The organism is bacterium (assembly GCA_013360195.1).
In the GTDB taxonomy this organism is placed as follows: domain Bacteria; phylum Electryoneota; class RPQS01; order RPQS01; family RPQS01; genus JABWCQ01.
Window position 1 is genome coordinate 93762 of the sequence record JABWCQ010000007.1, and the last position, 19551, is coordinate 113312.

19 protein-coding genes are annotated in these 19551 nt (G+C 49.3%); 6 read left to right on the forward strand and 13 right to left on the reverse strand.

Annotated features, from left to right (window positions below):
- The first annotated feature begins 24 nt into the window (after positions 1–24).
- The gene (locus HUU59_06890) at positions 25–1074 is read left to right on the forward strand and encodes a class I fructose-bisphosphate aldolase (GenBank protein ID NUO19154.1); all 1050 of its coding nucleotides are present in this window, start codon (positions 25–27) and stop codon (positions 1072–1074) included.
- The gene (locus tag HUU59_06895) at positions 1074–1292 is read left to right on the forward strand and encodes a hypothetical protein (protein ID NUO19155.1); all 219 of its coding nucleotides are present in this window, start codon (positions 1074–1076) and stop codon (positions 1290–1292) included. The genes HUU59_06890 and HUU59_06895 overlap by 1 nt, the downstream gene beginning before the upstream one ends.
- 84 nt (positions 1293–1376) lie before the next feature.
- Here HUU59_06895 and HUU59_06900 read toward each other — a convergent pair whose 3' ends face one another.
- From HUU59_06900 to HUU59_06935, 8 genes are all read right to left on the reverse strand, one after another.
- Positions 1377–2327, reverse strand: a complete 951-nt coding sequence (locus tag HUU59_06900; GenBank protein ID NUO19156.1) for a hypothetical protein — start codon at positions 2325–2327, stop codon at positions 1377–1379.
- Between the two features lie 85 nt (positions 2328–2412).
- Positions 2413–3723, reverse strand: a complete 1311-nt coding sequence (locus tag HUU59_06905; protein ID NUO19157.1) for a dihydroorotase — start codon at positions 3721–3723, stop codon at positions 2413–2415.
- Positions 3724–3757: 34 nt separating this feature from the next.
- Positions 3758–4696, reverse strand: a complete 939-nt coding sequence (locus HUU59_06910) for an aspartate carbamoyltransferase catalytic subunit (protein ID NUO19158.1) — start codon at positions 4694–4696, stop codon at positions 3758–3760.
- A complete protein-coding gene (pyrR, locus tag HUU59_06915; GenBank protein NUO19159.1) occupies positions 4693–5241 on the reverse strand; it encodes a bifunctional pyr operon transcriptional regulator/uracil phosphoribosyltransferase PyrR in 549 nt (182 codons plus the stop codon). Before pyrR ends, HUU59_06910 begins: the two co-directional genes overlap by 4 nt.
- Positions 5242–5362: 121 nt before the next feature.
- Positions 5363–5662, reverse strand: a complete 300-nt coding sequence (locus HUU59_06920) for a DUF59 domain-containing protein (GenBank protein NUO19160.1) — start codon at positions 5660–5662, stop codon at positions 5363–5365.
- Positions 5663–5715: 53 nt separating this feature from the next.
- A complete protein-coding gene (locus HUU59_06925) occupies positions 5716–6780 on the reverse strand; it encodes an Mrp/NBP35 family ATP-binding protein (protein ID NUO19161.1) in 1065 nt (354 codons plus the stop codon).
- A 79-nt stretch (positions 6781–6859) separates the two neighbouring features.
- On the reverse strand, positions 6860–7333 hold the full coding sequence (locus HUU59_06930) for a 23S rRNA (pseudouridine(1915)-N(3))-methyltransferase RlmH (GenBank protein NUO19162.1): 474 nt from the start codon (positions 7331–7333) through the stop codon (positions 6860–6862).
- Entirely contained in the window at positions 7333–9267 is a 1935-nt protein-coding gene (locus HUU59_06935; GenBank protein ID NUO19163.1) for a T9SS type A sorting domain-containing protein, read from the reverse strand. The genes HUU59_06930 and HUU59_06935 overlap by 1 nt, the downstream gene beginning before the upstream one ends.
- Before the next feature lie 131 nt (positions 9268–9398).
- On the opposite strand from HUU59_06935, the gene HUU59_06940 reads away from it, so the two are divergent.
- The 4 genes from HUU59_06940 to metG are packed head-to-tail and all read left to right on the forward strand — an operon-like array spanning position 9399 to position 14935.
- Positions 9399–10511 carry a peptidoglycan DD-metalloendopeptidase family protein gene (locus HUU59_06940; GenBank protein NUO19164.1) on the forward strand — a complete coding sequence of 371 codons (1113 nt, stop codon included), beginning with the start codon at positions 9399–9401 and terminating at the stop codon, positions 10509–10511.
- A complete protein-coding gene (locus HUU59_06945) occupies positions 10484–11653 on the forward strand; it encodes a hypothetical protein (GenBank protein ID NUO19165.1) in 1170 nt (389 codons plus the stop codon). The genes HUU59_06940 and HUU59_06945 overlap by 28 nt, the downstream gene beginning before the upstream one ends.
- Before the next feature lie 12 nt (positions 11654–11665).
- On the forward strand, positions 11666–13000 hold the full coding sequence (locus tag HUU59_06950) for a hypothetical protein (protein ID NUO19166.1): 1335 nt from the start codon (positions 11666–11668) through the stop codon (positions 12998–13000).
- A 6-nt stretch (positions 13001–13006) separates the two neighbouring features.
- Positions 13007–14935, forward strand: a complete 1929-nt coding sequence (gene metG, locus HUU59_06955) for a methionine--tRNA ligase (protein ID NUO19167.1) — start codon at positions 13007–13009, stop codon at positions 14933–14935.
- A gap of 48 nt (positions 14936–14983) precedes the next feature.
- Here metG and HUU59_06960 read toward each other — a convergent pair whose 3' ends face one another.
- From HUU59_06960 to rplU, 5 genes are all read right to left on the reverse strand, one after another.
- Positions 14984–16774, reverse strand: a complete 1791-nt coding sequence (locus tag HUU59_06960) for a PAS domain S-box protein (protein NUO19168.1) — start codon at positions 16772–16774, stop codon at positions 14984–14986.
- 427 nt (positions 16775–17201) lie between these two features.
- Entirely contained in the window at positions 17202–17867 is a 666-nt protein-coding gene (elbB, locus tag HUU59_06965; protein ID NUO19169.1) for an isoprenoid biosynthesis glyoxalase ElbB, read from the reverse strand.
- Positions 17868–17888: 21 nt separating this feature from the next.
- Complete coding sequence (gene mdh, locus HUU59_06970) at positions 17889–18812, reverse strand: malate dehydrogenase (protein NUO19170.1); 924 nt, start codon at positions 18810–18812, stop codon at positions 17889–17891.
- A gap of 118 nt (positions 18813–18930) precedes the next feature.
- Entirely contained in the window at positions 18931–19194 is a 264-nt protein-coding gene (rpmA, locus tag HUU59_06975; protein ID NUO19171.1) for a 50S ribosomal protein L27, read from the reverse strand.
- An 18-nt stretch (positions 19195–19212) separates the two neighbouring features.
- Complete coding sequence (rplU, locus tag HUU59_06980; GenBank protein ID NUO19172.1) at positions 19213–19527, reverse strand: 50S ribosomal protein L21; 315 nt, start codon at positions 19525–19527, stop codon at positions 19213–19215.
- Between the last annotated feature and the right edge of the window lie 24 nt (positions 19528–19551).

Consider the following 19551-nt stretch of genomic DNA (forward strand, 5'->3'; position numbering starts at 1 on the left):
CACTTACTTCAAGAAAGGCACGATATGGCAACGAAGATTGAAGAGCTGTTGGGACAAGATGCCCAGGCATTGCTCTCATACCAAGTAGAAGGAATCCCAAAGGAGTCGCTCCATCTTCCAGGTCCTGACTTCCTCGATCGAGTCTGGACACAAACGGATAGACCGATGGCGGTTATTAACAATCTGCAAAGGATGTTCAATACCGGTCGTCTTGCCGGAACAGGGTACCTGTCGTTGTTTCCTGTGGATCAGGGAATCGAACACAGTGGCGCAGCCTCTTTCGCACCAAATCCGCTGTTCTTTGATCCCGAGTATATTGTGAAGCTAGCCATTGACGGTGGGTGCAACGGAGTAGCGTCTACATTGGGTGTTCTTGGATCGATGAGCCGAAAGTACGCGCACAGGATTCCTTTCATTGTCAAGTTGAATCACAATGAGTTTCTGTCATATCCAAATAAATACGACCAGATCGAGTTCGGCACCGTGCAACAGGCCTACGACATGGGTGCCGCGGGTGTAGGTGCCACTATTTACTTTGGATCCGAAGAGAGCGGTCGGCAGATTCAGGAAGTTAGAATGATGTTCGAAGAGGCGCACCAATTAGGCATGTTCACAGTCTTATGGTGCTACTTGCGAAACCCTTCTTTCAAAATGGATGTTGATTATCATCTTGCCGCCGACCTGAGTGGCCAAGCGAATCATCTTGGTGTGACTCTCCAAGCAGATATCATTAAGCAAAAAATGGCCGAGAACAATGGTGGTTACAATGCCCTGAATTTCGGCAAAACACACAAGAAGGTATATGGAACACTTGTGAAGGATCATCCAATTGATTGGACAAGATGGCAAGTTGTCAATTGTTATATGGGCAGGTGCGGCTTGATTAATTCAGGCGGCGCCGCAGGAAATAACGACCTTGCCGATGCTGTCAGAACTGCGATAATCAACAAGAGGGCAGGCGGAATGGGATTGATCAGTGGTCGCAAGGCTTTTCAAAAGCCGTACAAGGATGGAGTTGAGCTTTTGAATGCCATTCAGGATGTCTACCTCGACAAGAACATTACGGTAGCCTAATGACGTTCCCGCAATTAGACGATATTTTCATCAGCATGATTGTATGCCCTGTTTCAAAGGCATCTGTGGTGCAGCACGAGAATCTTGTGGTATCAACCTGCGAGAGGACTCGACTTGCCTACACGATCAAGGCTGGAATCGTGGATTTTCTTGTCGTAAATGCAACCGAATTGCCCGTTGTTGAATGGAAGGATATCATGAATCGCTGCAACAAGTAGTAGCAGGACTTCAGAAATGACAAGAGCGGCAGAATAAAGAACTGCCGCTTTGTTTATTGGGTCCGAAACAGAATTTTCCGCCGACTATTCAGATGTGCTCCTAATTCGCACGCCCTCTTGTGGATTGTCGACAAAACCGGGAATCTTCTCCCTGACCAAAGCTAGCATCCCTTCATCCGTTGGATCGGTTGTCTCCATGTTGATGCGCCGGGCTTGCACCTGGGCTAGCTGCCCTTCCTTGCCAAACACAAAGTCAAGCCGGCCAAGACTTCGACCGTCGCGTTGTGCTCGGACTATACGCGTTTCTCCGATTATCCAGGGCGAGTCCTCATTTGCACGGAAACTTCGGCCGCCAACAATAGCATCAACAAAAGGAAACTCTGCCGCGAGCAGACTGTCAACCCGGTCGCCGCATGTTGAAAGCACGATAATCAAGTCTGACTCTTTTCGCAATTCAGGGAGCACCCGCCTTGCCGCACTTATTGGATCATCCACACTTACCGCTGCAGGCAACTTAGTCGAATCAATGCGCATGATTTCCTTTGTGCCGCATAAACCTACCCAGGCAACGCGAGCCCCTTTAACTTTCTCAATCACATACTCATCGGCTATTAAACTACCCGACGCCCGAACATTAGCCGATACAAATCTGAATTTTGCGGACTTAAGTGCAGCTCGAAAGTTGTCCATTCCAAGCGCAAGCTCACGCTCAGAGACATTTACCACATTTGTGCCTAAATAATTATGAACATCAATTGCCAATGCACCTTGGCTGTTGTCTACTTCAGGCGTACCGCTTAAAAAGTTTCCGGAGTCGCAGTAGAGAACGTCACTATCGGCCGATCGTGCCTCGATAACTTTCGCGGCGCGTTTCGTGATCCCCCCTCCATTCTTCTTGCAACCACATCCTTCTATCTTGCCCCTGGTTTCAGACGAATAGAGCAGGGTGATGATTGTGCCTTCTGCCACACGTGTTTCACAGCCTGAAAGCACTAATACAAGAAAAAGTGACATCAATATTTCAAGACGCTTCATGCCAACTCCTGGACAGATAAACTTTGCGCTTAACTCGAATGAGGTCAAAACTGAAACGCGAGACAGCTTGAATTGTTCCTGAACATCAAAACGCCTGAATCAGTGCATAACCACGGTTGATGACACCACGCGAACGACCGGTAAGCTCCCATCCTGCAAAGGGAGTGTTTCTCGATAGTGACTTGAATTCCTCGGGATTAACCGTCCATCTGTGATTAGGGTCAATAATAGTGAGATTTGCAGTTGCGCCTGAACGAATTGCGGGCAATTCTTGAGCGAGAATCTCTCTTGGTGAGTACACCGCGCGCTCCAGTAGCGTCGGGAGACTCATGCCCTTCGATAAGAAGTGTGTCAGCGCCAGACCCATGGATGTTTCAAGTCCGACGATACCGAATGGTGCAATGTCAAATTCTTGCGTCTTGTCTTCCCACGAATGCGGCGCATGGTCAGTACAATACACTTCAAGTGTCCCGTCCAGAAACGCGTCCCAGCATGCCCGTCTGTCCGCTTCACTCCTCAGCGGCGGGTTCATCTTGAAGTTGGTGTCAAAAGACTTGCAGTGCTCATCGGTCAGAAGCAGGTGATGAGGACACACTTCGCCTGTAATTCGCAGTCCCTTTTTCTTTGCTTGTCTGATTAGATCGACAGACTCCCTGGCCGACACGTGACAAATGTGAATGGCACCACCTGTGTATTCCGCAATTAGAACGCACCTTGCCACGTCAATTGCTTCGGAAATTGTCGGAATACCGCTTATGCCGAGGCGCGTTGACCATTCACTTTCGTTCATCGAACCGCCATCGGCCAGATATGTGTCCTCAGCGTGTTCGAAAATTCTGGCTCCAAGCATGTTCGCATACTCGACAGCGTGAAGGAGCACTGATGTGCTTTTCACAGGGTTTCCATCATCACTAAACGCACGCACACCGGCTTCCACGATCTCACTCATTTCCACCAATTCTTTGCCTTCACGACCGCGCGTAACGGCCGCGATGACGTTGACATCGATTGGAAAGGTCCTGCCCTGATCCCTGACCCAATTCACAATTGCTGCATCATCCAGCGCGGGCTGTGTATTGGGCATGCACGCTATTCCTGTGAACCCGCCATTCATCGCGGCTTGGCAACCGCTTGCGATCGTTTCCGCAACCTCTTTGCCTGGTTCCCGCAAGTGAACATGCAGGTCAAACCACCCTGGCGTTATCCAGTGACCTCGTAAGTCAATAATGTCTGCTTCGGGGGGTGCCTTGTCGGGCGTTCCCGAGATAACACCGTCGCGGATATGAAGATTCAAGATCTGGTCGATGCCAGTTCGGGGATCCACTACACGGCCACCGCTCAGAAAGAGGTTTGAAGCCAAGGCGGGCTTGTCGTATCGCGTATACTTGTTTGTCATTTTTGGGATTCTTAATGTCAACTTTTGACTTCAACTATGCGCCTGGTTCAGCGCGGCCGCCTGCAAGCAGATAAAGCACTGCCATTCGAACTGCGACGCCATTCGTCACTTGTTGTAAAATGACGGAATGATCACTATCTGCAACGTCGGACGTAATTTCGACACCTCTGTTCATTGGACCTGGATGCAGTATGGTCAAAGGTGCGCTTGCCTTTTCAAGCCTCGCACGTGTAACTCCGAAGTACTTGTGATACTCGCGCAGTGACGGGAATAGACCCGCAGTCTGCCGCTCCAACTGAATTCGCAGAATGTTAAGAGCATCAGCGGAGGCAATGGCTTCGTCCAACGAGTGTGTGATACTCACGCCCAGACGCTCAATCCCTCGTGGTATAAGTGTAGCTGGACCACATACAATTACCTCTGCACCCATCTTCTTAAGTCCAATAATATTGGACATTGCTACACGCGAATGAAGGATATCGCCTACTAACGCGACTTTCAGTCCTTTCAGTGCACCATACTTGTCGCGCAATGTCATCATATCTAGCAATGCCTGCGTCGGGTGCTCATGCCGCCCGTCTCCTGCGTTTATAATGATTGACTCCAAGTGGCGAGCAAGGAAATGCGGACTTCCAGGAGACTTGTGCCGCATGACAACGACATCGACCTTCATCGCTTCTATATTAAGCGCTGTGTCAAGCATAGTCTCGCCTTTCGCCAGCGCGCTTCCCGAAGCCGAAAAATTCAAGGTGTCGGCCGAGAGTCTCTTCTCGGCCAATTCAAAGCTCGTTCTGGTTCGGGTTGAATTTTCAAGAAAGAGGTTGACTACCGTCACTCCGCGGAGCGTGGGAACCTTTTTGACTGGTCGATTCAGAATGTCACGCATCTGAAGCGATGTATCGAGAATCGTCTGAATCTCCTCGCCGCTGTAGTCCGCAAGACCGAGCATATGCTTCTGGGACAATAGACTCATTTCTCAACCTCCACCAGATAAATCGCGTCTTCCGAGTCGATTTCGGTCATATGCACCTGAACCTCTTCATTCATGCTTGTTGGAACATTCTTTCCAATGAAATCCGGTTTTATCGGCAATTCACGGTGTCCTCGGTCTACCATCACGGCAAGCTGCACACGCTTCGGTCGACCGTTGTCCATAATTGCTTCCAGAGCTGCCCTAACCGTCCTGCCGGTATAGAGTACATCGTCTACCAAAACAACATTCATGTCATACAAATCAAATGGAATGTCTGTTTGCTGGACGGAAGGTTGTCTGAGTGAAGTCCGATAATCATCGCGATAAAGAGTTGCGTCAAGTATTCCAACAGGTACGTCAATGCTTTCGATTTCGCGAATCTTTGCGGCAACACGTTTAGCGATGTAGGCACCCCGAGTTTGCATTCCAACGAGACCAAGTCTCTCTGTACCTCTGTTCCTCTCAATAATTTCATGAGCGATTCGCGTGATGGTGCGTGAGAAACCTGCCGCATCGACCAGTTTTGCTTTTACTTTAGTGTTCATGCTATTTATTGACAATTTATACAAAAATCCATCGACTTGGGCCGATGGATTCGAATTTCTGAACCCTTCCGGCCTCTCTGTGCCTGCTTAAAGGTGTGCGTAGGTTCCTCGTACAGAACTTTCACCACATTCCGAGTCGCATTCGAGCCTCGTCGCTCATCATGTCGACTGACCACGGAGGATCCCAAACAATCTCGACATTCACTTCATTGACTCCCTCTACGCGGAAAATCGCGTCACGTGCAAGGTCTATGATTGTCCCTGCAAGAGGGCAGCCCATGGACGTCAGCGTAATCTTTGTATCGACCTTTCCACCGTCAATCTCGATTGCATACACCAATCCTAAATCCGTAATTGGAAGGTGGAGTTCGGGGTCATAGACTGTTGAAAGCGCGTCGAATACTTTTTCTTCAGTTGGCATGTTGCAGACCTCGTGCGTGTTCCCTGTATTTAACGGACTCTACCCAGTCCACTCTAATCACGTGCGACCAATTCTACTTGGCGGACGATTGAGTCTGTCATGGACCGAAACGCGGATCTTAGATCCTCATTTGATTCAATTGCAAGCAACGGCTCTCCTGCGTCCGCGGCCGCAACTAGTTGTGGGACCAAAGGCAGTCTTGCCAGGAGTGGGCAACCAAGGCGCTCCGCTTCATCACCTGCACCGCCGTGGCCGAAAATATGTGTCTCTCCACCGCAGTGCGGACATCGGAAACTCGCCATGTTCTCCACAATACCCAGAATCGGAACATTAAGTTTCTGAAACATCGCGACACCCTTGCGCGCGTCTATCAAAGCAAGATCCTGTGGAGTGGATACTATCACAGCACCGTCAAGTTTAATTCGCTGGCTCAATGTCATTTGCGCATCACCAGTACCAGGTGGAAGGTCCACGACAAGTATGTCCAACCTCCCCCATGCAACGTCACGCAGAAACTGATCCGCCGCCTGGTGCACCATTGGACCTCGCCAAATCATGGGAGTTTCTGGTTCGACCAAGAATCCCATGGACATCAGTTTCAAACCTGAGCGTTCCAATGGCAAAATCATGTTGTCTACGACCCGTGGGCGATCATGTATTCCAAACAACGTTGGGACGGATGGTCCGTAGATGTCAAAGTCCGCCAATCCAACTGTGAAACCGTACTGCTGAAGTGTCAAAGCTAGTCCGGCGGCTACAGTACTTTTGCCTACCCCCCCTTTTCCGGACGCAACTGCAATCTTCACTTTGACGTCTTCAAGTACCGGTCCATCCGGTGCTGGTCGGGAATGTGGTTGCTGGGGCGCGGAAGCGGGCTGTGCCCACTTCATGTGAACTTGCACTTCCGTCACTCCGGGCAACTGCCTCAGTACAGTTGCGACTTCTTCTTCAATCTTGCCCGGTGTCTCAGGGTCCTTTGCGGAAACGGAAACGTGAACGTGGATGTTTCCACCTTCAATTCTGACGTCCTTTATTAGACCAAATGAAACGATGTCCCTTGTAAGACCGGGAAATCTTACTTTCTTAAGCGATTCAATTATCAGTTCTTGGGAAATCACTCGCTCGCCATCTCAAATTTTTGCTTCAAAATTACGAAATCTAAGCCACCTATTCAAGCGGCTTTTGTAAAGCATTGTTTTACTTATGATAAGGCAATCCTCTCCAGATAGTCAGTGCACGGTAAATCTGTTCGAGAAGGACAAGCCTTGCCAACTCGTGCGGGAAAGTCATTGAAGAGAGGCTGAGCCGCAGATTAGCAGTTTCAAGCAACTGCGGTGAGAGCCCCCATGCCCCGCCGATAGCAAAGACGAGGTGTTGTGTGCTTGCGGACATTTCGGCCTGAAGAAGTTGCGACACTTGTTCCGAAGTGAACCGCTCGCCGCGGACATCCATGGCGATCAGCTTTGAACTTTTTGGAACCTGGCGCAGTATGGATTCGCCCTCAACACGCAGCGCGCCGTGCCCCGAGCCATTTCCAATGTCTCCCGTCGCAGAAGGAACCTCGAGTTCCTCAAGCGGGAGATAGTGCCGAATCCTACTTGCGTACTCATCGCAAGCCGCTTTGAAATAAGCCTCTCTTAAACGGCCAACAGAGATGACGTGAAGTTTCACTATTTGAGCAGGAGAAGTTTGTGAGTTTTTGAGGATCGCTCGGTTGAGGCATTCACAAAGTACACACCGGAAGCCAGACCAACGGGCGCTTTGAAAGAAATCAAACGCTTGCCGGCTTCAACACGACCCGAATACACTGTTGCTGCCATGCGGCCATTTAGATCAAGCAGTTTTATCTCCAATTGTGCCGGGTATTCGAATTGAAACTCAAAATTAACGTTTGCATTAAACGGGTTCGGATATGGCGGACTAAACTCAAACTGTATGGGTAATGCTGGAGGATCTTCGGAATTTGCCGTGTTATCTTGAAACAGCGAAATTTGTTCACTCGCAAGACGATAGAAAGAAGGAGTGCCTGTCAAGTCACGGGTTGAAGATGGCTGAGCATCAAACCATAACGTGTCGGTTTCCGTGAAACCTTCAGTGCCTTGTTCCAAAACAAGTGGGAATCGAAAATAGGGCGTCGTTTGTTCAACGGTTAATCGCACCAAGCCTCCTTCTTCCCGGAATGATGTTCGAATAATCGGGAAACGAAGTCCATAAACCCATTGTTCGAAAAACCAGTCTAGATCCTCCTGGCCATAATGATCATTCACGACGTCAATAAAGTCCTGCGTATCGACATTTCCTCCTGCAAACCTGGAAACATAATCTCGCAGAGCAGCAAAGTACACAGAATCCCCAAGAAGTTGTGTCTTCAGCATATGCAATACCCATGCGCCTTTAAAGTACACATTTGCGCCAAACAAGCGGTCCTCTGGCGGGTCATAAACGGGATAACTCGGAAAACTCTGCTCTTCTTGAAAACAGAATGACGCGGCATTCCTCATGTCACTTCTGAAAGCGTCATCACCATATGCAAACTTTGTCCAAAGTGCGTTTCCATATGTTGCGAAACCTTCATTCAGCCACATATTTCTGAAGTCTACGGGGCTAAGGTGGTCACCAAACCATTGGTGCGCAAGTTCGTGGGCAACAATTCCTTCAAATGTCCTTAGACTGTCAACGAGATGGAACCCATAAGTTGTAAAAGTCTGGTGCTCCATTGCACCCCACCCTCCGAACAGATCGGCCATAACCATCCCGTACTCGTCAAATGGGAAATCCCCAAACAACTCGGAAAAGTACTCAACCATTTCTGGAGTTCTTGCCCAATCATACTCAGCTTGGGCAGAATCGCTCCTGGGCCACGCGAAATACCGGTACTGAATTCCGTCCAAATTGAATTCACGGCGAGAGAAATTGCCGGCTGCAATGTTTACAAGATATGGTGATATAGGGTGATTGTGGTAGTATGTTTGGAACTTACGGCCTGGATCAGTTCCCCCTTCTTCAATCATCAGACCGTTCGATGCTAAAGACCAGTGAGCCGGGATGTCAGCCCTTATCCGAACTTGAATGAACTTGTCATACGGTTGGTCCCAACAGGGAAACCATTTCCTGGCCCCGTACGGCTCGCTAAAAGTGTAAACATGTTCCCAAGCATTGTGGTACCCGGTCGCAAATGGATCCGTTGCAGGCAGCGCCGTGTATCTGACTTCCACCACGACCGTGTCGTTTCTGCTAATTGGTGCGAACACTCTTAAAGTATCATTGGCATACGAATACTGAGCGATCTGACTGTCTATCAGCACAGAATCAAGCGTCAGATCCATCGCGTTTAGAGGAATTTCTGACAAGTCTTCACGCGCGATTACCGTAAGGATCGCACATGCCTCCAAGGGCGTGTTCCAGTCGGCAATGGTCACACTTAAGTCAAGCGAAACTTGGTCATAGCTATGAAGGCTCTCGGCATCCAGAGAATTGAACCAGTACGGTCTGTCTGCTCTTGCGCAGCAATCGGAGTTGCCACTCTTCCCTCCGGGCCACCCCGGCTGGCCGAAAACTAGTAGAGGGCAGAATAGCAGGAATACCGCAAGCATCATGGGAAGCATGTTTTTCTCACCGATGAATACACCGTGTTGCTACTTGGCGAAATATCTGTTATTATATGGTTTGTGCTTAACTATTGTAAACTCTCTTGCTAAGAATATTATTTACAATAATTTATATCGTAGTTATTACCATGGTTGGCTCTTCAAAGGCTGACACGGGAAGGTCTCGGTTACCAGCGATTCTCGATGAAATGGACAGTGTCTATGCCGTTCTGAGCGAGCTGGATGGGCAAATCAGAGCGCTTCAAGCAACAAGGAATGCACTTCTTGACAGCCTGCAAATCGTTGAACAGGCGCTTTCAAACCAGAACAGGGTGGTTGCTCGCCTCGATAGCCAATATCGTATAATCGAACGAGAACGGCAACCCCTTCTCCGACTGCTGACTCAATCAGTGCTTGCACATTCCAGATGCGGCAAATGGGCATTAATCGATGCTCTACTCGGAAGCCATGATTTGTCTGATTTCCTAAACAAGAGATCTGCATTGTCCAGACTGCGAACTGCCATTCAGCATCGATCCGCGGGATCAATTGTTAGACTAAGAGAGATTCAGGACCTGGAAGACGCAAGCCTTGATGAAGCGAAGCGGCTAAACACGCTTCACGCTCTTGTTGCACAGCAAATATTTGAAATCGCGGGACAAGAGAATAGAATCGAACTTGCGCGACATGAGGCAAACCACAGACGAAAAGTGCTGATGGAACAGCAGACTTTTCTGGAGAAATCCGATGACTTGCTCAAGAAGCAAGTAGAACAACGTGCTAGCGCCGCCTCAAGGGTAGCCGATATTATTGAAAGCCAAGGCTTGGGTTTGGTTGCGGACACTGTTTTTGCCAATATGCGTGGATCACTGCCGTGGCCGGTCGAAGGTTCCCTCTTAAGTGGCTTTGGCAAACGGAGGCATAAGAAACTTGAGACTGTGACCGAAAACCCTGGCATTGACGTGAAGACGGAAGCATCAATTCCGGTAAGATCGGTTGCAAGTGGCACAGTCAACTCCGTCAGCTGGCTTCGTGGATTTGGGAATGTTTGTATTGTCCGGCACGAAGGGGAGCACTTCTCTGTTTACGCAAGACTTGGGGAAGTTGTTGTGCGCCAAGGTGATTTCATCCGAGCGGGTGATGTCGTTGGTTTTCCAGGTTTCGATTCGGAACATGCCAACTATATTGTACATTTCGAGATTTGGGCCGGTAAAGACAAACAAGATCCGATAGCATGGCTCGCCCCGGTAAAGAACAAGTAAATGTCAAGTGGGTTGGACATGAAGAAGCAAGATTACGACTTGCGAGTGCTGTGCTTGGCCGTCGCACTGCGCACGCATACTTGATCAGCGGTCCTGAAGGGATCGGCAAGAGTGCCGTGGCCGTCGAATTCGCGTGTTTGCTTCTTTGCGATAATCCACAATCAGAACCATGCGGCACTTGTTCGCAATGTATTTCATTACGAACTCTACATCATCCTGATTTGCATATCATCGCGCCTTCCGGATCGCCCAAGGACAGCGATTCTCCCGGGAGTGAGGCATTCAGCAAGGAACTCGCGGTTCTTCGCAAAAACTTGACTGTCAACCCGTATTCTACGTCGGATCTGGCCGAGTTAAGTTCAAGCGAGAGCAAGTCGGCAAGAAAGAAGTCAGCCACGGGCTCAAAGACTCGGGTCGCTGATTCAAGAGAGCTTCTCCATAATGCCCATTTGCTACCTTTTCAAGCGTCACGTTCCGTTTACCTCATTTTGAATGCCGACGCAATGCTTCGCGAAGCCCAAAATAGACTGCTTAAACTGCTGGAAGAACCCCCCGCAACGGCAGTGTTTGTACTTACGACTTCGAACTTGCTTGCCGTCCTTCCGACTGTTCGTTCTAGATGTCAACAAGTGAAACTCTTAGCTTACACGAGAACAGAGATTCTGAACGCGCTTGTTCGAAGCGGAGTCGAACCGCGCGCTGCGGAGCTCGCGGCCGCACTTTGCGGCGGAAACATGCGTAGGGCAATCAGCTTTGCTGCAATGAAGCCGGAAGTGCTCGAACAGACTGCCGTGGATTTTCTTGCCGCTTCCGCTGTGCTTGCGCCGGAGAAAGTTCAAGAGCAAGTCGACAAACTGCTTGAAGACGGTACTTTCATCGACGAAGCATTTTTCGAACTTCTTACACTTTTTTTGTCGGATGCCGCTACATCACGGACGAGCAGCCAGATTCCCCACTTTCCGTCTCAACGCGAACGCATCGCAAAGTTGACGGCTACGTATCCCAATGCAGATTTTGCCAAAGCGGTGGAGGCAATCGACCGAGCGGCTATGTCACGAGCGTCGGGTTACACGCCCGCACTTGTTCTTACAGCTTTGGCAATTGAATTGAATCGCGCACTTGGCACGAGAATTCGTGCCTAACTATTGCATCATATGAACGACTTTCTCGAATTAGAGTTCAAGGGGAGGCGAACAGAATACGCTGTGAATCCCCAACAGTACCCCTTCACAAGAGGAGATCTGGCTATTGTCGTCACCGATCGCGGTCACGATCTTGGCAAGGTCTCTCACGTTGGAATTCGCACTGGCGATTCACCTGGAGAAAAGATCGCGTTGACCGTTCTGCGACGAGCACGATCCACGGACATTGAGAAGCTGGGGGTCATCCGTGAGCGTGAAGCAGAAGCGAAGAGATTAGCTCGTGAAGAAATCATCAGGCATCAGCTTGAAATGAAACTTGTGGATGTAGAGTTGCAGTGGGATGGCCGAAAAATGACCTTCTACTTCACGGCCGAAGGCCGTGTCGATTTCAGGGACTTGGTACGGGAACTTGCAACTAAGTTCAGAACAAGAATTGATCTGCGTCAGATCGGCGCACGGGACGAAACTAAGAAAATTTCAGGCTACGGGGTTTGCGGTCGTCCTCTTTGTTGCGCGACGTTTCTCACAGAGTTCAAACCGATCACGACGCAGATGCCGCGAGACCAGTTTCTTCCTCTCAATCCCTCAAAGCTCTCTGGTGTCTGTGGCCGCTTGAAGTGCTGCCTAAGATATGAGCTGGACACATATAAAGAGTTTCAACGGGATTGTCCAAAAGTCGGACACCCAATCAAGGACGAAGACAAGGGACTTGGTGAGGTTGAAAAAATCGATGTCGTCAGGGAGCAGATTCAGATCCGCTACGGGGGCGGTGCAACAGAACGGTACACCAAGGCGCAGTTTGTCGAATTGACCAATTGGCGGCCGCAGATGCCGAAGAATGAATGTATTTGCACCTGCGGTAAGAAAGCAGGTACTTCAGAGGCAGCCTCAAAGGCATCAACTGATCTTCCAGTTGAAGCACAGTCAAGCGTCAGCGAGGCAAATCGGGGTGATCGTATCACCCTTCGTGCCGAAGGCGGGTTCAGAGTTGACTTTGAAGATGATGATGAGGAGTCAATGGATGTAACCACTGATGTAAATGTGGCCATGGATTCCCCAGCAAAGCGCAAGCGCAAGAAGAGAAGGAAAAAGGCTGGGGAACGTAACGAGGTAGGGACAGCATCTGGTTCGGCTCCAATCACTGGGAACAGGGCACAACAGAGGGAAGAGGCGAGTGCTTCTTCGGACGCCCAGAGCAATGAAGTTTCGCGAACACAACCAGAACAACAAGGTGCAAGCGTTAGGCACCGAAAGAACCGCAAACGCGGTGGCAGAAGACGTCATGGCAGCGCCAGTGGAGGTGATACTGCTTCAGGCTCCAGCGCGCAAGAGGAAACCGGAGATTAAGATTCAATGACCAAGTCGTATTATGTAACGACTCCAATTTATTATGTAAATTCGGCCCCACACATCGGGACAGCCTATACGACAATACTTGCTGACTCGCTGGCACGATACAAACGCTTCCTTGGTAAAGATGCTTTCTTCTTGACAGGAACCGACGAACACGGCGACAAGATTGCAAGGGCTGCAAGCGAAAAGGGCCTGGCTCCGAAAGCCTTTGTGGATGAGATAAGTACAAAGTTCCGCGTGCTGTGGCCGCAGTTGTACGTGATGCCCGATCATTTCATACGTACAACTGATCCTGAACATATGAGAACAGTGCAGGGTGTGTTGCAGACCCTTCATGACCAAGGTGATACATACTTTGGCGAGTATGAAGGACTATATTGCACAGGCTGTGAGCGGTTCCGCACGGAAAAGGAACTGATTGACGGAAAATGCCCCGATCACGGCACGGTACCGGAGGTAGTAAAGGAGTCCAATTACTTCTTCCGCATGAGCAAGTATCAAGAGTGGTGGCTTAAGTACCTTGAGGATAATCCGGACACAATTCGACCTGAACGCTATCGGAATGAGGTGCTTGGGTATCTGCGTGAACCGCTGGAAGACTTGTGTATCTCGCGACCTAAATCACGGCTGTCCTGGGGCATTGAGCTGCCGTTCGATAAGAACTATGTAACCTACGTTTGGTTTGATGCACTGGTAAACTACCTCACAGGAATTGACTATCTCGTGGATCCAACGTGGGAGGGAAAATGGAGCAACGCTGAGCATCTCATCGGAAAGGACATCGTCAAACCGCACGGAATCTATTGGCCCATAATGCTTCATGCTGCGGGTATCCCAATCTTCAGGCACTTGACTGTCCACGGCTACTGGAATTTTCGCGACGCAAAGATTTCGAAATCAAGCGGCAAACCTGTCGCCGTTGAACCGCTCTGCAAGGTCTTTGGACCGGATGCCGTACGTTATTTTCTCTTGCGGGAAATGGTGGTTGGACTTGACGCCTCTTTCTCCGTGGAAGCGCTAATGAAGCGAGTTAACAGCGACCTTGCAAATGATTTCGGCAATCTTTTCTCGCGTGTGGCAAAATTAGTCAGTGACTATTTTGATGGCCGAATTCCCGATGCCGTGCTCGGGGCACCGGAACTGGAATCTCAGGCCGAGGCCCTGTGCAGCTCCGTCGAGGAATGGGTGAATGAATTGAAGTGGCATGTATTGATCGAGGAAACTCTTCAACTTGTAAGAGCAACGAATCGGTATTTTGAATCGTCCGCTCCGTGGTCGCTTGTGAAGACTGATAAGGCGTCCGCCGCGTCCGTGTTGCGAAACTGCGTGGAAGCGCTTCGAATTTCGGCCTTACTTCTCTACCCCGTGATGCCCGGCAAGATGACGGATTTGCTAACGAGAATAGGCGAACCTGTACAAGTGTTTACACTCTCGCAACATGCCCGTTGGGGACAGGTAAGATCTCAGGCTAGAATGAAGAAGGGTGATTCGCTTTTTCCAAGACTGGATGAGACGGAGGTAGCGGCAGCGTTTTCAGACCTAATGAACTCGCGTGCCGTTAAGAGCATGGCACTCACCGAAAATCAAAATAGTGAGCAGGACCAAACTCACATAACAATTGATGAATTCAAGAAGATTAGCCTTCGCACAGCAAGAATACTTGAGGCCGAAAAACTTACTGGTGCTGACAAACTGCTTAAGTTGAAAGTGGATGTCGGTGGCGAGATTCGGCAGATTATTGCGGGCATTGCAGCCTATTACTCACCAGGAGATCTAATAGGAAAAAGTGCAGTAATAGTCGCTAATCTAAAACCGGCAAATCTGCGCGGTGAACTTTCGGAGGGAATGTTGCTCGCGGTAAAGTGGGAAGATAAACTTGAGATTCTTACGGCACCAGACTCGGCGCCATGCGGATCACCGATTAGTTAAGACATCATGGCGGCTAAAACGATTAGCGGCGTATCTTCTGGTGCGCCGCTAATTGTTTGCAATCGGAAGAGTGATAGTGAACACCGCACCTCTGCCCGGTGGAGATTCAACTTCAATGCTGCCACCGTGTTGGCGGATAATGTTCTGAGACATATACAATCCCATACCTAGCCCGCCCCCTTGCTCGCGAAACGACATGAACGGTTGAAACAAGGATTCCAAAACGTCAGGTGGAATACCCTTTCCTGTGTCTGCAACCTTTACAATGACATTCTTGTCGTCGCTAACTGTGGTAATCGTCAAGTTTCCGCCTGAAGGCATTGCGTCAATTGCATTAAGAATCAGGTTTATGAGAACTTGGCTGATTTCACCTGCGTTCACTCTGCACTTTGGTAAATCTGGCTCAGCCTCAACGCGTACCTCAATATTGCAATTGCGGAGCTGAGGACCCATCAGGGCAATACTTTTTTCCACTACCGTATTCATACTTTCAATTGAACGGGCCAAAGATTCCGATCGTTGCAGGTCCATCATACTTCTGGTCAACAATCTGATTCGCTCAACTGAATCTGAAACTATGTCCATACTCGTTGCAGCACTGCTGTCGCTGTTTATGCTGCCGGCTATACCTGCCAAGTGGGACGAGATTGCCTGAAGCGGGTTGTTTATCTCATGAGCAACGCCGGTAGCCAGTTTGCCCGCAATTTCGAATCGCTCGGAGCGTGCAAGTCTATTTCGAAGTTCGTTTGGTTCCGTCACATCTCGCATCAATCCCTGACCGGCTACTATGTCGCCACCTTGTCGAATCCAATGATGAGTTATCCTGAACGACCTCCGATACCCCGATTTCGTAAATATCTCGATTTCCTGGGTGAAACGGTCCTTACTGTGTGATTCGAGCGTTTCAACAAGCTGTTTGCTCTGCTCATTCTCGTTTGACAACTCGCTGATAATTTTGTGTATACTCTGGCCAATGAAATTCTCTCGGACATATCCAAGAGACTGCGAAAAGGAGTCGTTGAGATAAGTTATTCGACCATAAGCGTCAGTCATATAGATGATGTCTTCAGTCAAGCTAACGAGTCTGCTGAAGCGCTCTTGTGCCATTCGAAGTTCAGTATTACGCTCGATTAACGCGGACTCACTGTCCATATTACGATTCCGATAATCTGCTCGAAGTCTTTGAGTTTCGATTAGAAAGGACACCAGTTTAAGGAGCTTTGCAATTGGCCAGCTCAATGACTCTATGTCTGCTTTCTCATTTATGGGATCCTCGAGAGTCACAAATCCGTAAACGACCCCACCATCCCTCTCAATTGGAATTACGATAGCCTGCATCTGACCTTCAGCTTGCGGTCGCGCACTACTGAAGCTAAGTCCTGCACCGATAGGCAGAACATCAGTTTGAGTGACATACGGATAAAGCGGCTGCCCAATCACTCTTTCCCTTAGAGTGTGCACAGTTTCGTGCTGCGAATAGAAAGAGATATTCTGAATGCGATTCTTCTCATTGCCAAGGACAATGGTCGCTTTCCTAAATCCAGTATTCGCCGCAATCTCACGACATGCAATATCTAAAAGTACGCTTAAGGACCCTGCCGATTGAAGTGATTCTATCGAGTTGAATAGTGAACGCGATGCTCTGCCGGCCGGCGTTTCTTGAGCTTCCAGGGCGACTGCGTGATCGAAAGCACGTTGTAAGGCAAGTCCAATCTGAAAATCTGTGCTTGCGTTGACATTAAGCACACAGAATAGTCCGTGTGCGTCAAATGTAAACTCATGCAACTCTGATTCATTTTTTAAGAGAGCAACAACCTGTGTCGTTGCCCGCAGGTGCATTGAAATTTCACTGAAAGCGCCGCTCTTAAGTTCATCTGGCGCGGCCACTACCACAAAAGGCTTGACTTCTTGCAAGACTTGTTTTGTCTCAGTTGCACTCCGACAACATATGCAGACAATTCCATGCCCTTGCAAAAGGCCTTCTATCCTTTCGCGCACTTTCTTGTCTGAATGTATGATGAGTACGGAGTCTTGCATTTCTTGAAATCACGGGAGATCTGAGTAACAGTAATATAGCAATTGCCAAGCCTCTTTCAAGAGGCAATACTTACATGTTTTGCTTTCAAAACAAGAGACCCGTTTCGCAGAAACGGGTCTCTTGTAGAGAATTGAATTCTAGTGCTTTGTAGATTGAAGCTGAGGGTCTACTTAACTATTGACAGTAGCTGACCCTTTCATCGACACAACGAACTCGGGCAACTGTGAACTATTTTCCTAACAGCCTGGAAAACTCTTCAATCATTTTGTCGATGCCCTGTTCAACTTCACTGATTCTAGCATTGTACATAAATGCCGGTGTAGAAACGATGTTATACGACTTATCCACAATGCAATCAGTAACTGCGCAGTTTGTGTGTACAGAGCCAAAGTTATCCACAGCTCTGGATGCCGCTGAATTTCCACCTACCGTCAGCCGAGGTGACATGTTCGTGCCCTTAAGAGCACGCGCCAACACCACCGGTGAAATGCATATCACACCTAGTGGTTTCTTCGCAGTAACAACCTTCCGCAGAAACGACTCCAGGATAGGATTGATGCTGCACTCCTCTCCTTTTACTGCAAAGTCGCAGTAGTTCTTTGCCGCTCCGAATCCGCCAGGCAAAATGAACCCTTCGAGTCTTTCAATCCAAGAATCCGATAGCGGCTCAATCTTTCCTCGCGCTATTCTCGCCGCCTCTGATAGAACATTGCGACTCTCGGTACTTACCTCACCAGTGCGATGATTCACGACGTGCATTTGTTGAATATCTGGCGCAAGACACTGATATTCGATCCCCCGCCGATCTAATGAAAGCATAGTCAACGTTGATTCATAGATTTCCGCGCCATCCATGAATCCGCAGCCGGCCAAAACAACTCCAACTCGTGGCATGGCCGAATCCTCCACTGATGATTAGAGTTTGGTTGCCACAATTACTGACCGTACGGCCTCCGCCGAATGATCGAACATCTTCTGCTCTTCGGGAGTGAATTTAATCTCAAGGATACGTTCCACACCAGATCGACCGATGACTACTGGAACACCCATGTAGATTTCCTTGCAGCCGTATTCACCGTTCAGCCAAACTGCGCAAGGCAAAACGCGCTTCTGATCCACGATAATCGACTCGACCATTTCCACAGCCGCAGCAGCCGGAGCATAATACGCCGACCCTGTCTTCAAATACTTCACGATTTCCGCACCGCCGTCGCGTGTACGTTGAACAATCGCCTCAACTCTCTCTTTTGAAACCAATTCAGTAAGTGGCACTCCACCCACCGTTGTTAGTCTTGGCAATGGGACCATCGTATCCCCGTGACCACCCAATACGACGGCTGATATGTCTTTGACTGATACACCCAGTTCCATTGCAATAAACGTACGATATCGAGCTGTGTCCAAAATACCGGCCATTCCGAACACGCGATGTGGTGGGAATCCGGTCAGTTTCAAAGCTGTGTAGCACATCGCGTCCAGCGGATTTGATACGACGATAATGATCGCATTGGGAGACGCCTTTGCCGCTTCACCGATGGCCGAGCGCATGATCTCAATATTAGCAGCCAGCAGATCGTCTCTTGACATCCCGGGAGTCCTGGGCTTGCCGGCAGTCATTACTATAATGTCTGAATTGGCTGTGTCCGCATAACTGTTTGTCCCGACAATTGACGTGCTTGAACTGCCTATCGGCGCGGCTTCCCACATGTCCAGTGCTTTGCCTTGCGGAATTCCGTCTGCGATGTCAAGTAAGACTATTTCCTTGCATATGTTTTTGTCGGAAAGGATGTAGGCACATGTGGCTCCGACGTTACCAGCGCCAATTACGGTTACTTTCATGGAACTCTTGATGATTGGTTTTTATTATGGTGAGGCCTTCAAAAACAGAGTGCGGCTTCAAAACTGAAGCCGCACCGATACTTGCGAATTTCCCGAGACTACGCCGTGCGGCTGGCGATCACGCAGACGCAGGAATAATGTGCACAAACTTGCGGTTAGAACGACCGCCATCCGTGAACTTGACAACGCCATTTGCTTTCGCAAACAACGTGTGGTCACGTCCCATGCCAACTAATTCACCCGGGTGAATCCTCGTCCCGCGTTGGCGGACGAGTATCTCGCCCGCGTGTACGTGTTGGCCTGCATACCGCTTGACACCCAGCATCTTGGGTTGACTATCCCGGCCGTTACGGGTTGAACCTTGTCCTTTTTTATGTGCCATGACGTGTTAACGGTTTGCTTAGTTTGCTTCTATCTTCTCAATGTGAAGAAGCGTGAACCATTGCTTGTGGCCCTTATGCTTCTTGTATTCAGTTCTCTTCTTCTTGCGGAATACGATCACCTTCGGATCGCGGCCGTGTTCAACAACCTTTGCATGCACCTTGGCCGAAACAGTAGGTTTACCGATCTTCAGTTCTTTTCCGTTGTGAAGCAGCAAAATATCGTCTAAGACGATAATGTCACCCGGCTTGGTGTCGCCGCGGTATTGCACTTTTATGGTCTCGTCTGGTCTGACTTTGACCTGGTGCCCTTTGAGATTGCAGATTGCGTACATCTTTGCCTGTAAGATTTATCAGAC